15 protein-coding genes and 1 pseudogene are annotated in these 14,350 nt (G+C 43.6%); 10 read left to right on the top strand and 6 right to left on the bottom strand.

The window, feature by feature from the left end; genetic code table 11:
- Nucleotides 1-134 precede the first annotated feature (134 nt).
- Nucleotides 135-1,955 (top strand): PAS domain-containing protein, encoded by a 1,821-nt coding sequence (locus tag Y79_RS0102740; RefSeq protein WP_016936314.1) that lies wholly within the window; start codon nucleotides 135-137, stop codon nucleotides 1,953-1,955.
- On the opposite strand, the pseudogene Y79_RS0102735 reads toward Y79_RS0102740, so the two are convergent.
- Nucleotides 1,936-3,149, bottom strand: a pseudogene (locus tag Y79_RS0102735) (aminotransferase A). The gene Y79_RS0102740 and the pseudogene Y79_RS0102735 overlap by 20 nt on opposite strands.
- A gap of 201 nt (nucleotides 3,150-3,350) precedes the next feature.
- Nucleotides 3,351-3,512, bottom strand: coding sequence for a hypothetical protein (locus Y79_RS1000000121435; RefSeq protein WP_016936312.1), 162 nt, complete (start codon nucleotides 3,510-3,512; stop codon nucleotides 3,351-3,353).
- 188 nt (nucleotides 3,513-3,700) lie between these two features.
- On the opposite strand from Y79_RS1000000121435, the gene cheV reads away from it, so the two are divergent.
- Nucleotides 3,701-4,612 (top strand): chemotaxis protein CheV, encoded by a 912-nt coding sequence (gene cheV, locus Y79_RS0102725; RefSeq protein ID WP_016936311.1) that lies wholly within the window; start codon nucleotides 3,701-3,703, stop codon nucleotides 4,610-4,612.
- A gap of 42 nt (nucleotides 4,613-4,654) precedes the next feature.
- Here the strand turns inward: cheV and Y79_RS0102720 are convergent, their stop codons facing one another.
- The 4 genes from Y79_RS0102720 to Y79_RS0102705 form a co-directional block, all read right to left on the bottom strand.
- Nucleotides 4,655-5,119 (bottom strand): YkyB family protein, encoded by a 465-nt coding sequence (locus tag Y79_RS0102720; protein ID WP_013352067.1) that lies wholly within the window; start codon nucleotides 5,117-5,119, stop codon nucleotides 4,655-4,657.
- A gap of 122 nt (nucleotides 5,120-5,241) precedes the next feature.
- Nucleotides 5,242-6,534 carry an MFS transporter gene (locus Y79_RS0102715; protein ID WP_016936310.1) on the bottom strand — a complete coding sequence of 431 codons (1,293 nt, stop codon included), beginning with the start codon at nucleotides 6,532-6,534 and terminating at the stop codon, nucleotides 5,242-5,244.
- 75 nt (nucleotides 6,535-6,609) lie between these two features.
- Nucleotides 6,610-7,104 carry a L,D-transpeptidase family protein gene (locus Y79_RS0102710; RefSeq protein WP_095240832.1) on the bottom strand — a complete coding sequence of 165 codons (495 nt, stop codon included), beginning with the start codon at nucleotides 7,102-7,104 and terminating at the stop codon, nucleotides 6,610-6,612.
- 74 nt (nucleotides 7,105-7,178) lie between these two features.
- On the bottom strand, nucleotides 7,179-8,042 hold the full coding sequence (locus Y79_RS0102705; protein ID WP_016936308.1) for a metallophosphoesterase: 864 nt from the start codon (nucleotides 8,040-8,042) through the stop codon (nucleotides 7,179-7,181).
- Nucleotides 8,043-8,185: 143 nt separating this feature from the next.
- Here Y79_RS0102705 and fadH point away from each other — a divergent pair, with 143 nt between their 5' ends.
- The 8 genes from fadH (at nucleotide 8,186) to ccpC (ending at nucleotide 14,246) form a co-directional block, all read left to right on the top strand.
- Nucleotides 8,186-8,950: a 2,4-dienoyl-CoA reductase gene (fadH, locus tag Y79_RS0102700; RefSeq protein WP_016936307.1), complete on the top strand. Its 765-nt coding sequence runs from the start codon at nucleotides 8,186-8,188 to the stop codon at nucleotides 8,948-8,950.
- Between the two features lie 118 nt (nucleotides 8,951-9,068).
- Nucleotides 9,069-9,626, top strand: a complete 558-nt coding sequence (locus tag Y79_RS0102690) for a hypothetical protein (protein WP_016936305.1) — start codon at nucleotides 9,069-9,071, stop codon at nucleotides 9,624-9,626.
- A gap of 132 nt (nucleotides 9,627-9,758) precedes the next feature.
- Entirely contained in the window at nucleotides 9,759-10,979 is a 1,221-nt protein-coding gene (locus Y79_RS0102685; protein WP_007409615.1) for an EAL domain-containing protein, read from the top strand.
- Nucleotides 10,980-11,424: 445 nt separating this feature from the next.
- The gene (locus Y79_RS0102670) at nucleotides 11,425-11,664 is read left to right on the top strand and encodes a YkuJ family protein (protein ID WP_003154613.1); all 240 of its coding nucleotides are present in this window, start codon (nucleotides 11,425-11,427) and stop codon (nucleotides 11,662-11,664) included.
- A gap of 123 nt (nucleotides 11,665-11,787) precedes the next feature.
- Nucleotides 11,788-12,306: a ribonuclease H-like YkuK family protein gene (locus Y79_RS0102665; protein ID WP_016936302.1), complete on the top strand. Its 519-nt coding sequence runs from the start codon at nucleotides 11,788-11,790 to the stop codon at nucleotides 12,304-12,306.
- Nucleotides 12,307-12,446: 140 nt separating this feature from the next.
- Nucleotides 12,447-12,638, top strand: coding sequence for an antirepressor AbbA (abbA, locus tag Y79_RS0102660; protein ID WP_013352076.1), 192 nt, complete (start codon nucleotides 12,447-12,449; stop codon nucleotides 12,636-12,638).
- Between the two features lie 143 nt (nucleotides 12,639-12,781).
- Nucleotides 12,782-13,225, top strand: coding sequence for a cyclic-di-AMP-binding protein CbpB (gene cbpB, locus Y79_RS0102655; protein ID WP_003154608.1), 444 nt, complete (start codon nucleotides 12,782-12,784; stop codon nucleotides 13,223-13,225).
- Nucleotides 13,226-13,364: 139 nt separating this feature from the next.
- Complete coding sequence (gene ccpC / locus Y79_RS0102650) at nucleotides 13,365-14,246, top strand: transcriptional regulator CcpC (protein WP_016936301.1); 882 nt, start codon at nucleotides 13,365-13,367, stop codon at nucleotides 14,244-14,246.
- The last annotated feature ends 104 nt before the right edge of the window (nucleotides 14,247-14,350 follow it).

The following is a 14,350-nucleotide window of genomic DNA, read 5'->3' as shown; positions in this document are numbered from 1 at the left end:
TTCAGGAAAATTGACGTTCACAATAAGAATAGAAGGAGAATGCTCATTTTTTAGCGAATCAATCTAGTGGAAATTCTTTTAATATCAGCCCGTGACCAGCCTGCAGTGTGAGTAAAATGCAAAGGAGGGATTCTGTGGAACAGGATACTCAGCATGTCAGACAGCTTCAATCGAAAACCGATCTTCATGCCGTTTTGACGTCTAATGGGCGTATTATGTATATTTCTGCAAACTGCAAATCGTATTTCAGTTATTCCCAGGAAGAAATGATCGGATCGTTTCTCAAAACGTTCCTGCATGAGGAAGATCAATTTTTGGTTGAAAGTTACTTCTATAATGAGCATCATTTAATGCCTTGCACCTTTCGCCTTATTAAAAAAGATCATACCATTGTTTGGCTTGAAGCAGGTGTGGAAATTGTCACACCGCAAATGGAGGGGACAGATCGGGAAATTATCCTTAAAATCAAGGTGCTTGAGGAGAAGACACCGTGCAGGTCTTATATGTATGAACAAAAGAAGCAAAAGGCGGAACAACAGTCAGCAGAAGCGGCTGGAAACGGCGAATTTGAGCGTCTTGTTGAAACGCTGCCGAATCCTCTATACGTCAGTATCAACGGCACAATCGCCTACGCCAATAACGCGATGCTTGCCATGCTGGGAGCCGACAGCAAAGATGAGGTGATCGGCAGACGCTCTTATGAGTTTATCGAAGAAGAGTATCATGACATTGTGAAAAACCGAATTGTGCGGATGCAAAAAGGGATGGAAGTCGGAATGATTGAACAGACGTGGAGAAGGCTTGACGGCACGCCCATTCATTTAGAAGTGAAGGCGGCGCCGACGACATATAAAAATCAGCGGGCGGAATTACTGCTTCTGATTGATATTTCTTCGCGGAAAAAATTCCAGACGATTCTTCAAAAAAGCAGAGAGCGTTATCAGCTCCTCATTCAGAATTCAATTGATACGATCGCCGTGATTCACAATGACAAATGGGTATTCATGAATGAGTCGGGCATTTCGCTTTTTGAAGCAGAAACCTATGAAGATTTAATCGGAAAAAACATCTATGATCAGCTTCATCCCTGTGATCATGACGACGTGAAACAGCGGATTCAACATATTATCGACCGAAAGACCGAGTCCGAAATCATTAAACAATCGTGGTTTACTTTTAAAAACCGGCTGATCTATACGGAAATGGTCTGCATTCCGACGACGTTTTTCGGAGAAACGGCCGTGCAGGTCATTCTGCGTGACATTTCTGAGCGGAAGCAGACGGAGGAATTAATGCTGAAGTCGGAAAAGCTGTCTATCGCAGGGCAGCTGGCGGCGGGAATCGCTCACGAAATCCGCAACCCGCTGACGGCGATCAAAGGATTTTTACAGCTCATGAAGCCGACGATGGAAGAAAACGAACATTATTTTGACATTGTGTTTTCTGAACTGAGCAGAATCGAATTAATTTTAAGTGAACTTTTAATGCTTGCCAAACCTCAGCATAACGCAGTGAAAGAGCGTGTAAACTTAAAGAAAATTATAAGTGAGGTAACCGCTCTTTTAGAGACGCAGGCAAATCTTAAAGGGATTTTCATCAAAACGGATTACGAACGGGACAGCATGTTTATTAACGGTGATCAAAATCAGCTGAAGCAGGTGTTTATCAATCTGATAAAAAATGCCGTTGAGTCGATGCCTGATGGAGGAACAGTCCACATTCTCATGACAGAAGATGAATATTCCGTCAATGTGACGATCAAAGACGAGGGTGACGGGATACCGGAAAACGTGCTGAAACGGATAGGCGAACCGTTTCTGACGACGAAAGAAAAAGGAACCGGCCTGGGGCTGATGGTCACATTCAACCTTATTAAAAACCATCAGGGAGCCATCCAAGTAGACAGCAAACCGGATAAAGGCACTGCTTTTCACATTACATTCCCGAAACAATAAAAAACAACGGCGTAACGCCGTTGTTTAAATAGTCTGCATGGATTCTCTCGTTTTTAAAATAAATGCTTCCAGCCGGTCCAAACCTTCTCTCAATGTATCCAGTGAATATGCGAATGACAGCCTCACATACCCTTCACCCAACTTTGAAAAAGAGCTGCCGGGCACTAGAGCCACACCTGCATCCTCTAAAAGAGCCATACTAAAATCAAACGATGACATTCCGAATGACTTAATGGAAGGGAAGATATAAAATGCGCCTGACGGCTTTACGACGTCAAGCCCCATTGACACAAGACGGTCATATACATAATCAAGCCGCTTTTTATACTGTTCTCTCATAATAAGCGCATCATCAACGCCGTTTGTCACCGCTTCAAGCGCCGCTTTCTGGGAGATCGAGGACGCGCATGTTACACTGTACTGGTGAACTTTTAAGATATGCTTGGCAATGTCTTTCGGTGCGAAAATGAAACCGATTCTCCAGCCCGTCATGCTGTGTGATTTTGACAGCCCGTTGATCACGATCGTCTGGTCTCTCAAAAAAGACGCGATTGAGTAATGCGGTCTGTCATAGGTTAATTCGCTGTAAATCTCATCCGACAGTACAAAAACATTTCTGCCTTTCAGCACGGCTGCGATGTTTTTCAGCTCTTCTTCTGACAATGTCACTCCGGTCGGATTTGACGGATAAGGAAGAATGACGCATTTTGTTTTAGGCGTCAGCGATTCTTCAATGAGCCGCGCCGTCAGCTTAAATCCGTGTGTCGTCGTGTCCACATGAACGGGAACGGCGCCTGACATGCGGATAATCGGTTCATAGCCAGGATAAATCGGTCCGGGCAGAATGACTTCATCGCCGGGAGATAAAATCGTCCGCAAAGACGCGTCAATCGCTTGGCTCGCCCCGGTTGTGACGATGATTTCCGTTTCGGCTTCATAATTCAGATCCGCTTTTTTCTTCATATAAAGCTGTACGGCCTGTCTCAGCTCAAGACCGCCCGCATTCGGAGTATACGCCGTAGCGTTCTCGTCGATTGCTTTTTTGGCCGCCGCTTTGACATGGTGCGGCGTGAAGAAATCCGGCTGGCCGATCGTAAGCGAAATCACATTATCGTGCTGAGCTACAAGATTTGAGAATTTGCGAATTCCTGAAATTTCAATTTCTTTTACATTCGGATTAAGCAAATGTTCCATAATTCATCACCTTATACTATATATTGAGTTTATCCTATTTTACCACTAGCTGAGCATTTGTCATCTATTTAAGTGAACTATCCCGAGTATATGTCCGATATGTGAAAACATACCTTCTTTCAGAAAAAAATAAGACAACCAGCTGAAATGATTGTCTTCATTGTATCATGATCTATCTATTGTGATATGTGGCGAATGTCATTAATACCCGTATTCAAAGCTGATGTTTTCCCGCCATACGATATACGGAGCGGGCTTATCGCGACACTCATTCGCTTCTTTTTTCATTTGCAGGTAAGCCGTTTTGCTGATATCTTCTAACACCGTCATTTGATCTTGGTCGAATATAACTACTGTACCCATTTATTACACCCTTCTTCCTGAAAAATCCTTGACTATTTTACCACTCGATGTCAAAAAGTCAATGGGATATCGGAAAAAAGAATCTTTTTATAAAGAGTTCATGGCCAGTTGGACCGAATACATTCACTTTTTCCGTTTACAGCCGATATAAACAGTACAATACTGAATGCGGATAGCGAGGGATTGAATTGTCTTTACAACAATACGATATTTTATTGGATTCAGGCACAAATGAATTAGAAATCGTCAAATTTGAAGTAGGCGTCAATACATTTGGCATAAATGTGATGAAAGTCCGGGAAATCATTCAGCCGGTAGATGTCACATCTGTGCCCCAGTCTCACAAAGACGTAGAAGGGATGATTAAGCTGAGAGGCGAAATTCTTCCCGTCATCAGCCTGTACACCTTTTTCGACGTTGATGCCGAAGGGGCAAAAGACGATAAATATATCGTGACAGAATTCAACAAGCGGAAAATCGTCTTTCACGTCGGTTCCGTATCACAGATCCACAGGGTGTCCTGGGAGGCGATTGAAAAGCCGACTTCGCTGAATCAGGGCATGGAGCGGCACTTAACGGGTATCATTAAACTGGAAGACACGATGATCTTTTTACCTGATTATGAAAAGATCATTTACGACATTGAATCGGCATCCGGAGTTGAGACTTACCATGTCCATCAGGAAGGATTTGATGAAAGACGGGCGGGTAAAAAACTGATTATCGTAGAAGATTCGCCGCTTCTGATGCGCCTTTTGACGGATGAACTGACTGAAGCGGGGTACAGTGAAATCGTTACGTTTGAAAATGGAAAAGAAGCGTATGATTATGTCGTGGAATTGACGGATAAAGGAGCAAATCTGTCAGACCATATTGACATGATCATCAGTGACATTGAGATGCCGAAAATGGACGGGCACCGTTTGACGAAGCTCCTTAAGGATAACCCGCAAAGCTCTGACGTGCCGATTATGATCTTTTCGTCCCTGATTACGGATGACCTGCGCCACCGGGGCGAAGTCGTCGGAGCGGATGAACAGATCAGCAAGCCTGAAATCAGCGAGTTAATTAAAAAAGTGGATACGTACGTGATTGAATAGAAAAAAGCCGATGCGTCATGCATCGGCTTTTTTGCGGCGGAATTAAAAATAACTCTCACCAAGTTTTTTAAACACGGGTTTATGATAAGCGGGCTGCTGCCTGTTGGCGGCCAGCGGTTTTTCCTTTAAGCCCACATATTTTTGCAATAAGTTTTTCGCTTTTGTCAAAGACATTTGTGCTTTAGGATTGCGGTACGATTGATTTAACGTACCTAAATGCGGAAGATGCTGGAAGTCTTCTTTTGTTGGAGGCATGTGAAAATAGTAGTCTCCGATAGAGATAAGTACGTCTGACTGCTGTTGGCTAAACCTGGGATTATTTGAAAAGTGAAGCCCTATTTTTTTCCCTTTGCCTTCTTTCACAAGCTTTTGTAATGCCCGTTTTTTCAGCAGATAAAGGTATTTAGGGTTGGGGGCGGTTTTTGCATGGCGGTTCACAGTATAAACAGCTTTTGAAAGATTCTCGATGGTTGGCTGCAGCTCTTTCGAATAAGCGTGGTCGTCCATTATTTCTCTCCTTTGCGTTGATCAAGTTCATATATAGATTATACTTTTTTAGCGTTGAAATGCAAATATTGAATATAAAAATACGCCTTTTTCTGATGAAAAGGGCGCATTTTTTTCCTTTATTAGACAGGATTCGCATGTTTTTCAGAATCAGCTTTTAATGATTGCTGCACATCGATTTCCGCCGCCTCGGCGCTGTACTTCGGAAGGGCGATAAAATAGAACACAAATACCGCCAAAATCACGATTCCCATGCCGTAATAAAGGTAATCAATATTGGAAACGAATTTCGGAAATAACAGGGCGACAAGTCCGAGTGTAATCGATTGGGCAAACATCATAAAGGGATCCTGCCAGCCGCTGACCCGGCCCATTATTTTCGGATGAACGATTTTCGGCATCCAGCCGCCGATGGCGATATTGACAGGTCCGATGCACATTCCGAGGACAAAAGCCGACGCATAATAAATCCACAGCTGATCCGTATAGCCGAGGACAAAAATGAGCAGTCCGGCAGCCAAAATCGGAAGCGACATCAAATGATGCGGTTTGACTTTTTTCGCGATCATCGTTCCGATCACACTTCCGGCAAGCAAACCGAAGCCGAGTGCGACGGTGAAGATGGAAGTGTGTGATTCGTAATGATCGGGCGCAAGTCCGTATTTCATCGTAAACATCGGCAGTACGGCAAAGCCGCCGTTGACAAATCCAAAAATAAAAAATCCGAAAATAAGAGAAGCAAGCAATTTGTTTTTAATAATATATACGATCCCTTCTTTAAAATCAGCGACCGAGTCTTTCAGAAACGAATCTCCCCATTTAAAAGGGCCGTTCGGCTGACGGGCTTCTATCGGAATGCGGCAGGCGCGAATCAGAAAGCCTGACACAATAAAGCTGACAAAATCAAGGATAATGGCTCCGTGCACACCGATCGTTTTATACATAAACGCACCCATACCGACGCCGAATACCATAAAGATGCTGAACAGGATCTGGTTAAGTCCCGCTGCTTTCGCATAATGCTCCTTAGGCAGAATAGCTTGTACAAGGCTGGCTTCCGCCGGGAAAAAGAACTTGGTCACGGCGCTTCTGATGAACAAAATGCAGAACACGAGAGGAATATTCCCGCTGTATAATGCCGCAAACAATACGATCGTCAGTCCCGCCCTGATCCAGTCACAATTTTCTGCGACCTTTTTCCTGTCGAGCCGGTCAGCTGCGACACCGACAATCAGAAATACGAAAACTGTCGGCAGCGAATACATCAGCTCTGCCAAAGTCGTGTATGCCGGCTGGTTGGCAAAGCGATCCAGCAAGTAAAAAGCGAAAGCCATATTACCTACAGTCGTTCCCATTTGAGAAGCGAGTGCTGCGAAAAATAAACGGACAAAATTGCGATTTTTAAATATATCCATAAACACGCTCCTTACCCTAAAGGTCCCACTGTAATATATTATCATCAGCTCGTTCCATAAACAAATGAGATCTTTCTATCTGATAATCGTCACCCTTGTTCCATTAGGGACGGTAGCGGCAAGTTCAGTGACGTCCTGATTATACATGCGGATGCAACCTTTTGATACCGCTTTGCCGATGGAGGAAGGATTATTTGTCCCGTGAATGCCGTAATGGAGCTTAGAGAGGCTGAGCCAATAAGCGCCGAACGGGCCTCCGGGCTTAGGCTGGCGATTCACGATGTAAAATTCCCCGGTCGGCGTGGTCGTCAATATTTTTCCGACTGCGATCGGATACGTACGGATGAGCCTGCCAAGGCGGTATAACTCCAGTTTCTTCGCTCCGATATACACGACAATGGAATAGGGAATAGTGGATGGGTCGGGAAGATTCGGTATGATAATATGCTGTCCCGCATAAATGACCGATTGGATTGAGGGATTTGCCTGAAGGAGAGCGGCCGTGCTTATTCTGAAGTCTTGCGCAATGCTTGAGATGGTTTCTCCTTGTTTCACTTGATAGGTCAGCAGTTTCATCACCCTCCTTTTTGTTCTTTTCCATATACATATTAAGGAGGGGCTGTTTGTGCATCGGGATAAAAGTCTTATTTTTGTACGGTTTTCAATGTGAACAGCGTGATTTCCGGTCTTGCTAAAAATCGATACGGCAGCCTTGTCGTACCGAGCCCGCGATTGACATAAACGGTTGTGTCATGCAGTGTATACATGCCGTCGGTATACGTTTTTCCGTAAGGGGGCGTAATGAGAGGCCCGAAAAACGGAAGCTGCACCTGACCGCCGTGAGTATGTCCCGACAGCTGCAGGTTTACGGGATGTCCGCCGATTTTGAGTGCGGCATCCGGCTCGTGAACGAGTAAAATGGAAAACGCATCTTCGGAAAGACGGGATAGAGTGCCTGCATAATCTGGCTTTCCGAGCATTAAATCATCCAAAGCCGCAAGTTCAATCCGGCTTCCATCTGCCAGCTGCACCTGGCGAAAGCCGTTGCGAAGCACTTGAAAATCAGCCGCTTCCATCAGCGCCTTGTACGTGTTCGTGCCGTAGCCTCCGTGGTCATGGTTCCCGTATACACAAAGTTTGCCGAAAGGAGCTTCAAGCCTTTGCAGCACGGCGAGCGCATGCTGATAATCATGATATAAATGCGGCTTATCAATTAAATCTCCCGTAAAGATAAGCAGATCAGGCTTCAGCTGATTGATCTTTTCCGCTGTTTTATTCAAGTCTTCGGTTGTAAACACGTCACTGAGATGCGTATCGCTGAATTGAACGATTTTAAAATTGTCAAAGCCGCGTGGAATCAGGCGGCTGGTAATTGTATGCCGGGTGATTTCAATCATACGCGGTTCAATATACCGGGCATAGCCGTAGCCTCCGCAAGCCGTCGCAAGAGCCGCGCCAAAAATGCCGAATCCTCTTTTTAAAAATGTTCTTCTCGTCATTTTCTCCATATGTAAAACCAACCTTTGTCAGAGTTTTTCTATTATATCATCAGCTTGGCCGGAAAATCCCTTCTCAGCATGTAATGACGGGCAGAGACATCTGTGATAGAATTGTGAATGATTATTCATTCAATAAAAGGGGTGGGGTTGTTATGGATAAGAAAGCGGTAATCATTACAGGCGGTTCAAGCGGCATGGGAAAAGCAATGGCGAAAAAACAGGCTGAACTGGGATGGCACGTCATGGTGACGGGGAGAAACCAGGAAGCACTTGAGGAAACTAGAAAAGAAATTGAGACCTTTGAGGGACAGGTTGCCTGTTTTCAAATGGATGTCCGTTCAGAATCCGCCGCTTCAGACATGATGACAGAAGCGGTAAAGGTCTTTGGCCGGCTTGATGCGCTGATTAACAATGCGGCCGGTAATTTTATTTGCCCGGCAGAAAAGCTGACGCCCAACGGATGGAAAGCGGTTATTGAGATTGTTTTAAACGGCACTTTTTTTTGCAGCCAAGCCGCGGCAAGGCATTGGATCGAGCAAAAGCAGAAGGGTGTCATATTGAATATGGCCGCCACATACGCATGGGGAGCGGGAGCAGGGGTCGTTCATTCCGCTGCAGCCAAAGCGGGGGTATTGTCACTGACAAGAACGCTGGCCGTTGAATGGGGGAGCAAATACGGCATCCGCACAAACGCGATAGCCCCAGGCCCGATTGAACGAACAGGCGGTGCGGAGAAACTGTTTGAATCGGAAAAAGCAATGTTCCGCACTATGAACAGTGTCCCGCTTGGCCGGCTGGGCACACCGGAAGAAATCGCCGCGTTGGCAGCGTTTTTGCTTTCTGATGAAGCGTCCTACATAAACGGGGATTGTATCACAATGGACGGCGGGCAGTGGCTGAATCCTTATCCGTTTTAATTTTTCGTATGTATATTGACTATTTTGCAAAACAAGCGAACGTCAAAGCCGACCGTTCGCTTGTTTTATTTTCTATTCAAAATTATGATATAATTTTGAAAGATTAAGGGGCGATTAAGTGAAGAAATTATTAAAATGGTTTGTTGTACTATTTTTAAGCAGTTTAGTTATCATCTTTAATATTTGGTACTTTATTATTTGTGCTTTTACTCCAGAGTATTATCAAAATACCCATCTTACATCTGATGAAATAATCAGATTTGAAAAGCTATATCACATCGATTTTCCTGATGAAACGAAATTTATTAAAGCCAGGGAGTATTTGAGCGGGCTCGGAGGCGATACATCGGCTGTATTATATGTGTCTCTCCCGACCAAGCTGGCGGAAACAAATTTATCTGATTATACGTATATGCCAATAAATCATACTGATCATGCCGGTTCAATGTATGGAGTTGACGTTTCCAAGAGTGTTGGCGGGTTCACAACCCTTACATTTGGCACGTTAGATAAAAAAGGAACTTTCTTTCAGTTGAAACATGATGATGATTGGGTGTTTAACAGTACCGATTGGAGTCATTACTTTTGGACAGCTGCCGGTTATAATGCTCTTATATTTATACTTTTATTTGTGATTGTGAAACAAATGAACAACGTCCTTAATGAACCGGTCTAAAGAGTGATCTTAAAAATGTCCCCCTTTTACTTTAAGCTGCTGCCATACTGCCTCCTTTTCCCCTGATCTAAACATTTGTGGTGCTGATATAATTGTGTATAATCAGACAAAGATAGAGAAGCAGGTGATAACATGTTGGACCCACTTGATATACTGACGAATATTGATGATGTCATTCCGTATTACCAAGCGATTTTTAACGCTGAGGAACAAAGAGTCGTAGGCTACGAAGTGCTTGGCCGGATTTTGGCAGATGCGGAGATTGAGAGCCTAGGGCCGTTTTTCTTAGATTCCGGCATTCCGGAAGAATATAAGCTTGAGGTCGATGACAGAGTCATCAGGCAGGCGCTGGAGAGGTTTAAAGAAGCTGATCGTGATCTGTTGATTTTTATCAATCAGGATGCGAATGTATTGATGCTTGACCACGGCGAAAGCTTTCTTGAGCTTTTGAAAGAATACGAAGAGCAGGGCATTGAATTGAACCGTATTGTGCTTGAGATCACCGAGCACAATTTCGAAGGCGACATTGAACAGCTGTATCATATGCTTGCCTACTATCGTACATACGGCATTAAAATCGCGGTGGACAATATAGGTAAGGAGAGCAGCAACCTGGACAGAATCGCGCTCCTTTCACCGGACCTTCTGAAAATAGATTTGCAGGCGCTGAAGGTATCTCAGCCGTCACCATCCTATGAGCATGTGCTGTACAGCATTTCATTGCTGGCGAGAAAAATCGGCGCCGCGCTGCTGTATGAAGATATAGAAGCTGATTTCCAGCTCCAGTACGCATGGAGAAACGGAGGCCGATTTTTTCAAGGCTATTATCTGCAGGCGCCGAGCGGCGATTTTATAGACCGGAGCCTGTTAAAAGCACGCTTGAAAACAGAGTTTCAGCAATTTATCACGAGAGAAAAAAAGAAGCTGGAGACAGTATACGAACACTCTGAGAATTTTTATAAGCGGGTCAATCAGGCAGTTTCCGAGCTGAAGAAAACCCATCAGGCGGATGATGAGTTTATTAAGAAACTGGCGGAAAACCTGACGGACTGCTGCTTCAGAATTTATATGTGTGATGAAGAAGGCTATCAGCTGACGGGAAATGTGTTCAAGCAATCAGGCGAATGGCTTTATCAGCCTGAATACATGGAGAAAAACTGGAGCTGGCGTCCGTACTTTCTAGAAAACATCATGAAGATGCGTAATTCAAGAAAAGGCTTTTTCAGTGACCTGTACAGTGATATTGAAACGGGTGAGATGATCAGAACCTTTTCATACCCGATGGATGACAATATGTATTTATTTATTGATCTGCCTTACTCTTATTTATATGAACAGGACGGATTACTATAAAGCGGCTGCTGTAAGCCGCTTTTTTTTATAAATGTGAAAAAGTTTAAAAAAATGATTGACAATGATACTGATAATCATTATCATTTAGTTATAGAGAGAAGTTACTCTCTGTTCCCCAACCCCTCTATCAGATCAAGATCCGAAAAAGCTTGGCGCTACCCCCGCCAAGTTTTTTTATGCCTTCCTGCGCATAAAAAGGCTTCTTCTCACATACATCTGACAATGGCGGCTCAAAAAGCGAAAAATCATTTATAAAAGGTGTATGACATTCCGAAAAAAGCTTCAAACTATTCGAAAACACGGTTTTCCCGTTTATTTTCTTATTGAAAATCCAGCGGGAAAATGCCATCCCGGTCTACTTTATGGTATGATGCTCTGTAGAACTTGTATTATAATAAATACTTGTTGATTTGAAGTTGTTTTTTGAAAGGAGTCTTTTTTTAGAATGTCACAATTAATGGGTATCATCACACGGCTGCAAAGTCTGCAAGAAACAGCCGAAGCGGCTAATGAGCCGATGCAGCGTTACTTCGAAGTAAATGGTGAGAAAATATGCAGTGTTAAATATTTTGAAAAGAATCAAACGTTTGAGCTGACGGTTTTCCAAAAAGGTGAAAAACCTAACACATATCCGTTTGATAACATTGACATGATTTCTATTGAAATTTTTGAGCTCCTTCAGTAATTTGGTTTGATTTTTCAGGCTGACCAAGCTTCCCGTCTTCCGCAAGCGGAGCTTTATTAAATCATGCAAAGGAACCGTGCTCGTTCGTTTGGTTGTAGATTTTGGAAAGAGGAGTGTCCGTACATGGCTGATTCTTTTCTGTTTTATAATCTTTCTGAGGCACAGATGACCTTTCAAGACGTGATGGAGCGGCTGAAACGCTTTGTCAATAAAGACCCCCGATCAGCATACGTGCTGTCTGTGGGGACTGATTCACAAGTTTACCGCGACTTCACGAAGTTTATTACGGCTATACACTTGCACCGTACAGGCAAGGGAGCTTGGGGCTGTTTGAAAAATCACGATCTCGCCAGACCGATACATAGCCTTCGCGAAAAAATTTCGCTGGAAACCGCATTCAGCCAGGAGATGGCTGCGCATATCCTCGACGGACGTTTCATGGAAATTACCGATTTGCTCCTGCCTTTCGCTGATGAAGGAGCGGATCTTACATTTGAAGTGCACTTAGATATCGGCCAAAAAGGGCTGACAAAAGAATTGATACAAGAAATGACCGGCCGTATTACCTCGATGGGCATTGAAGCGAAAATCAAGCCCGATTCCTGCACAGCATTCAGTTATGCCAATCGTTACACAAAATAATATGTCATACAGAATCCGCAAATTGTCGAATTATGCGGTTGACGATTTTTTTCTGTTTACTTATCCTAGCGGTAGAGCTGAAAGCAAATATCACCTTGCTTTCAGAGGTATTCAGTTAAAAATAGGGGGCCTGATTACGTATGAGTCTTATCGGTGAACGATTTACGGAAGAAGAACAAAAACTTCTGCTGAATATCCTGATCAATCATGAATATGCCATTGAGCTTTTGACCAGCGAAATCAACGATATAGAAGCAGGGTCAAAAAGCGTTGATGGAACCACTTATAAAAAACTCGTAACGCTTTATGACCGTTTCCGGAACGAAAATTAATCAGCGGCCTATAAATTGATACTCGATTGCAAAGAGTATCTTTTTTATTGACGGAAACTTTTCGACAAAAAATGATAATGTTTATATTATTGCGATATAGGGAATACATGTCTTGATGAAAAATGTAAAGGGGTCGAAGTGACATGATTAGCTTACAATCAGATCAGCTTCTTGATGCAACAGTCGGACAATTTATGATCGAGGCGGATAAAGTGGCGCACGTACAAGTCGGAAACAACCTTGAGCATGCTCTTTTAGTGCTGACGAAAACCGGCTATACCGCTATTCCAGTCCTTGACGCTTCGTACCGTCTGCACGGTTTGATCGGCACAAATATGATTATGAACAGCATTTTCGGACTTGAGCGGATTGAGTTTGAGAAGCTGGATCAAATTACGGTTGAGGAGGTCATGCTGAAAGACATTCCCCGTCTTCACATCAATGATCCGATTATAAAAGGGTTCAGCATGGTCATTAACAACGGATTTGTTTGCGTTGAAAATGATGAAGGTGTCTTTGAAGGCATCTTTACGAGAAGAGTCGTATTAAAGCAGCTGAGCAGTCATATCAGGTCATTGAATAAGTAGGCTCGCACGATCAGCCTATTTGTTCTTTGTATGCCAGAAAAAGAAAACGTATACATATTGGTCGCACTTGCTTCGGCAGCCTTTAATTTATTAGAATGGTAGATAAGAAATACGAGAAGGCATTGAAAAGGAGGACGACATGCAGCTTCAAGAGCTTCATATGCTCGTAGTTTTAGCTGAGGAATTAAACATGAGGAAGGCTGCCGAACGGTTATTCGTGTCACAGCCGGCTCTGTCCCAGCGATTGCAGACCATTGAAAAAGCCTGGGGAACAAAGATCTTTCTAAGATCTCAAAAAGGACTCACGGTAACGCCGGCAGGAGAAAAAATCATACAATTTGCAAATGATGTCACGGACCGGCAAGAGAGAATAAGAGAAAATATTGATGAACTTGAAGGGGAAATTCACGGCACATTGAAGCTTGCCGTCGCCTCCATTATCGGGCAGCACTGGCTTCCGAAAGTGTTAAAAACATATGTGGAGCGTTATCCGAATGCAAAGGTTTCCCTCATTACAGGATGGAGCAGCGAAATGTTGAAAAGTCTGTATGAAGATCAGGTACATATCGGCATTATCCGGGGAAACCCGGAATGGAAAGGCCGAAAAGAATATCTAATGACCGATCATTTATATTTGGTCGATACGGAAATTTCCTGCATTGATGATATAGCCCATACCGACCGGCCGTTTATCCAGTTCAAAAGTGACAGTACATATTTTCAGGAAATTCAGCATTGGTGGCATCAAAAATTCAAAACCTCGCCGAAACAGACGATCCTCGTCGATCAGATTGAAACGTGCAAGCAGATGGCGCTGCACGGAATCGGTTATGCCATTTTGCCGTCAGTCACCTTAGCTGAGGAAGACAAAGTAAATAAAATGCCCCTGCTTGATACAAAGGATCATCCGATCGGCCGCGACACATGGCTGCTCGGTTATGAGCCGGCATTTGAATTAAAACAGGTGCAGGCTTTCGTTTCTGTCATCAAAGATATGCTGAAGCAGGAGAGCCCTTTTTAGAAAGACAGCAATAGGCTGTCTTTTTTTATTTTTTATTGACAATGAAAATCATTATCATTTAAAGTAGTGTATATGTTATTGAAAATCATTATCAATTACGGGGT

The sequence above is a fragment of the Bacillus siamensis KCTC 13613 genome (assembly GCF_000262045.1).
Lineage (GTDB): Bacteria > Bacillota > Bacilli > Bacillales > Bacillaceae > Bacillus > Bacillus siamensis.
The sequence above is the reverse complement of the archived record's forward strand: the minus strand, read 5'-3'. Positions and strand labels throughout refer to the sequence as shown.

Coding starts and splice junctions, on each gene's coding strand:
- Y79_RS1000000121435 (WP_016936312.1), bottom strand. CDS start 3,512: ATGGGTACAGTAGTTATATTCGACCAAGATCAAATGACGGTGTTAGAA.
- Y79_RS0102720 (WP_013352067.1), bottom strand. CDS start 5,119: ATGGACGACCACGCTTATTCGAAAGAGCTGCAGCCAACCATCGAGAAT.
- Y79_RS0102715 (WP_016936310.1), bottom strand. CDS start 6,534: ATGGATATATTTAAAAATCGCAATTTTGTCCGTTTATTTTTCGCAGCA.
- Y79_RS0102705 (WP_016936308.1), bottom strand. CDS start 8,042: ATGGAGAAAATGACGAGAAGAACATTTTTAAAAAGAGGATTCGGCATT.
- fadH (WP_016936307.1), top strand. CDS start 8,186: ATGGATAAGAAAGCGGTAATCATTACAGGCGGTTCAAGCGGCATGGGA.
- Y79_RS0102685 (WP_007409615.1), top strand. CDS start 9,759: ATGTTGGACCCACTTGATATACTGACGAATATTGATGATGTCATTCCG.
- Y79_RS0102670 (WP_003154613.1), top strand. CDS start 11,425: ATGTCACAATTAATGGGTATCATCACACGGCTGCAAAGTCTGCAAGAA.
- Y79_RS0102665 (WP_016936302.1), top strand. CDS start 11,788: ATGGCTGATTCTTTTCTGTTTTATAATCTTTCTGAGGCACAGATGACC.
- abbA (WP_013352076.1), top strand. CDS start 12,447: ATGAGTCTTATCGGTGAACGATTTACGGAAGAAGAACAAAAACTTCTG.
- cbpB (WP_003154608.1), top strand. CDS start 12,782: ATGATTAGCTTACAATCAGATCAGCTTCTTGATGCAACAGTCGGACAA.
- ccpC (WP_016936301.1), top strand. CDS start 13,365: ATGCAGCTTCAAGAGCTTCATATGCTCGTAGTTTTAGCTGAGGAATTA.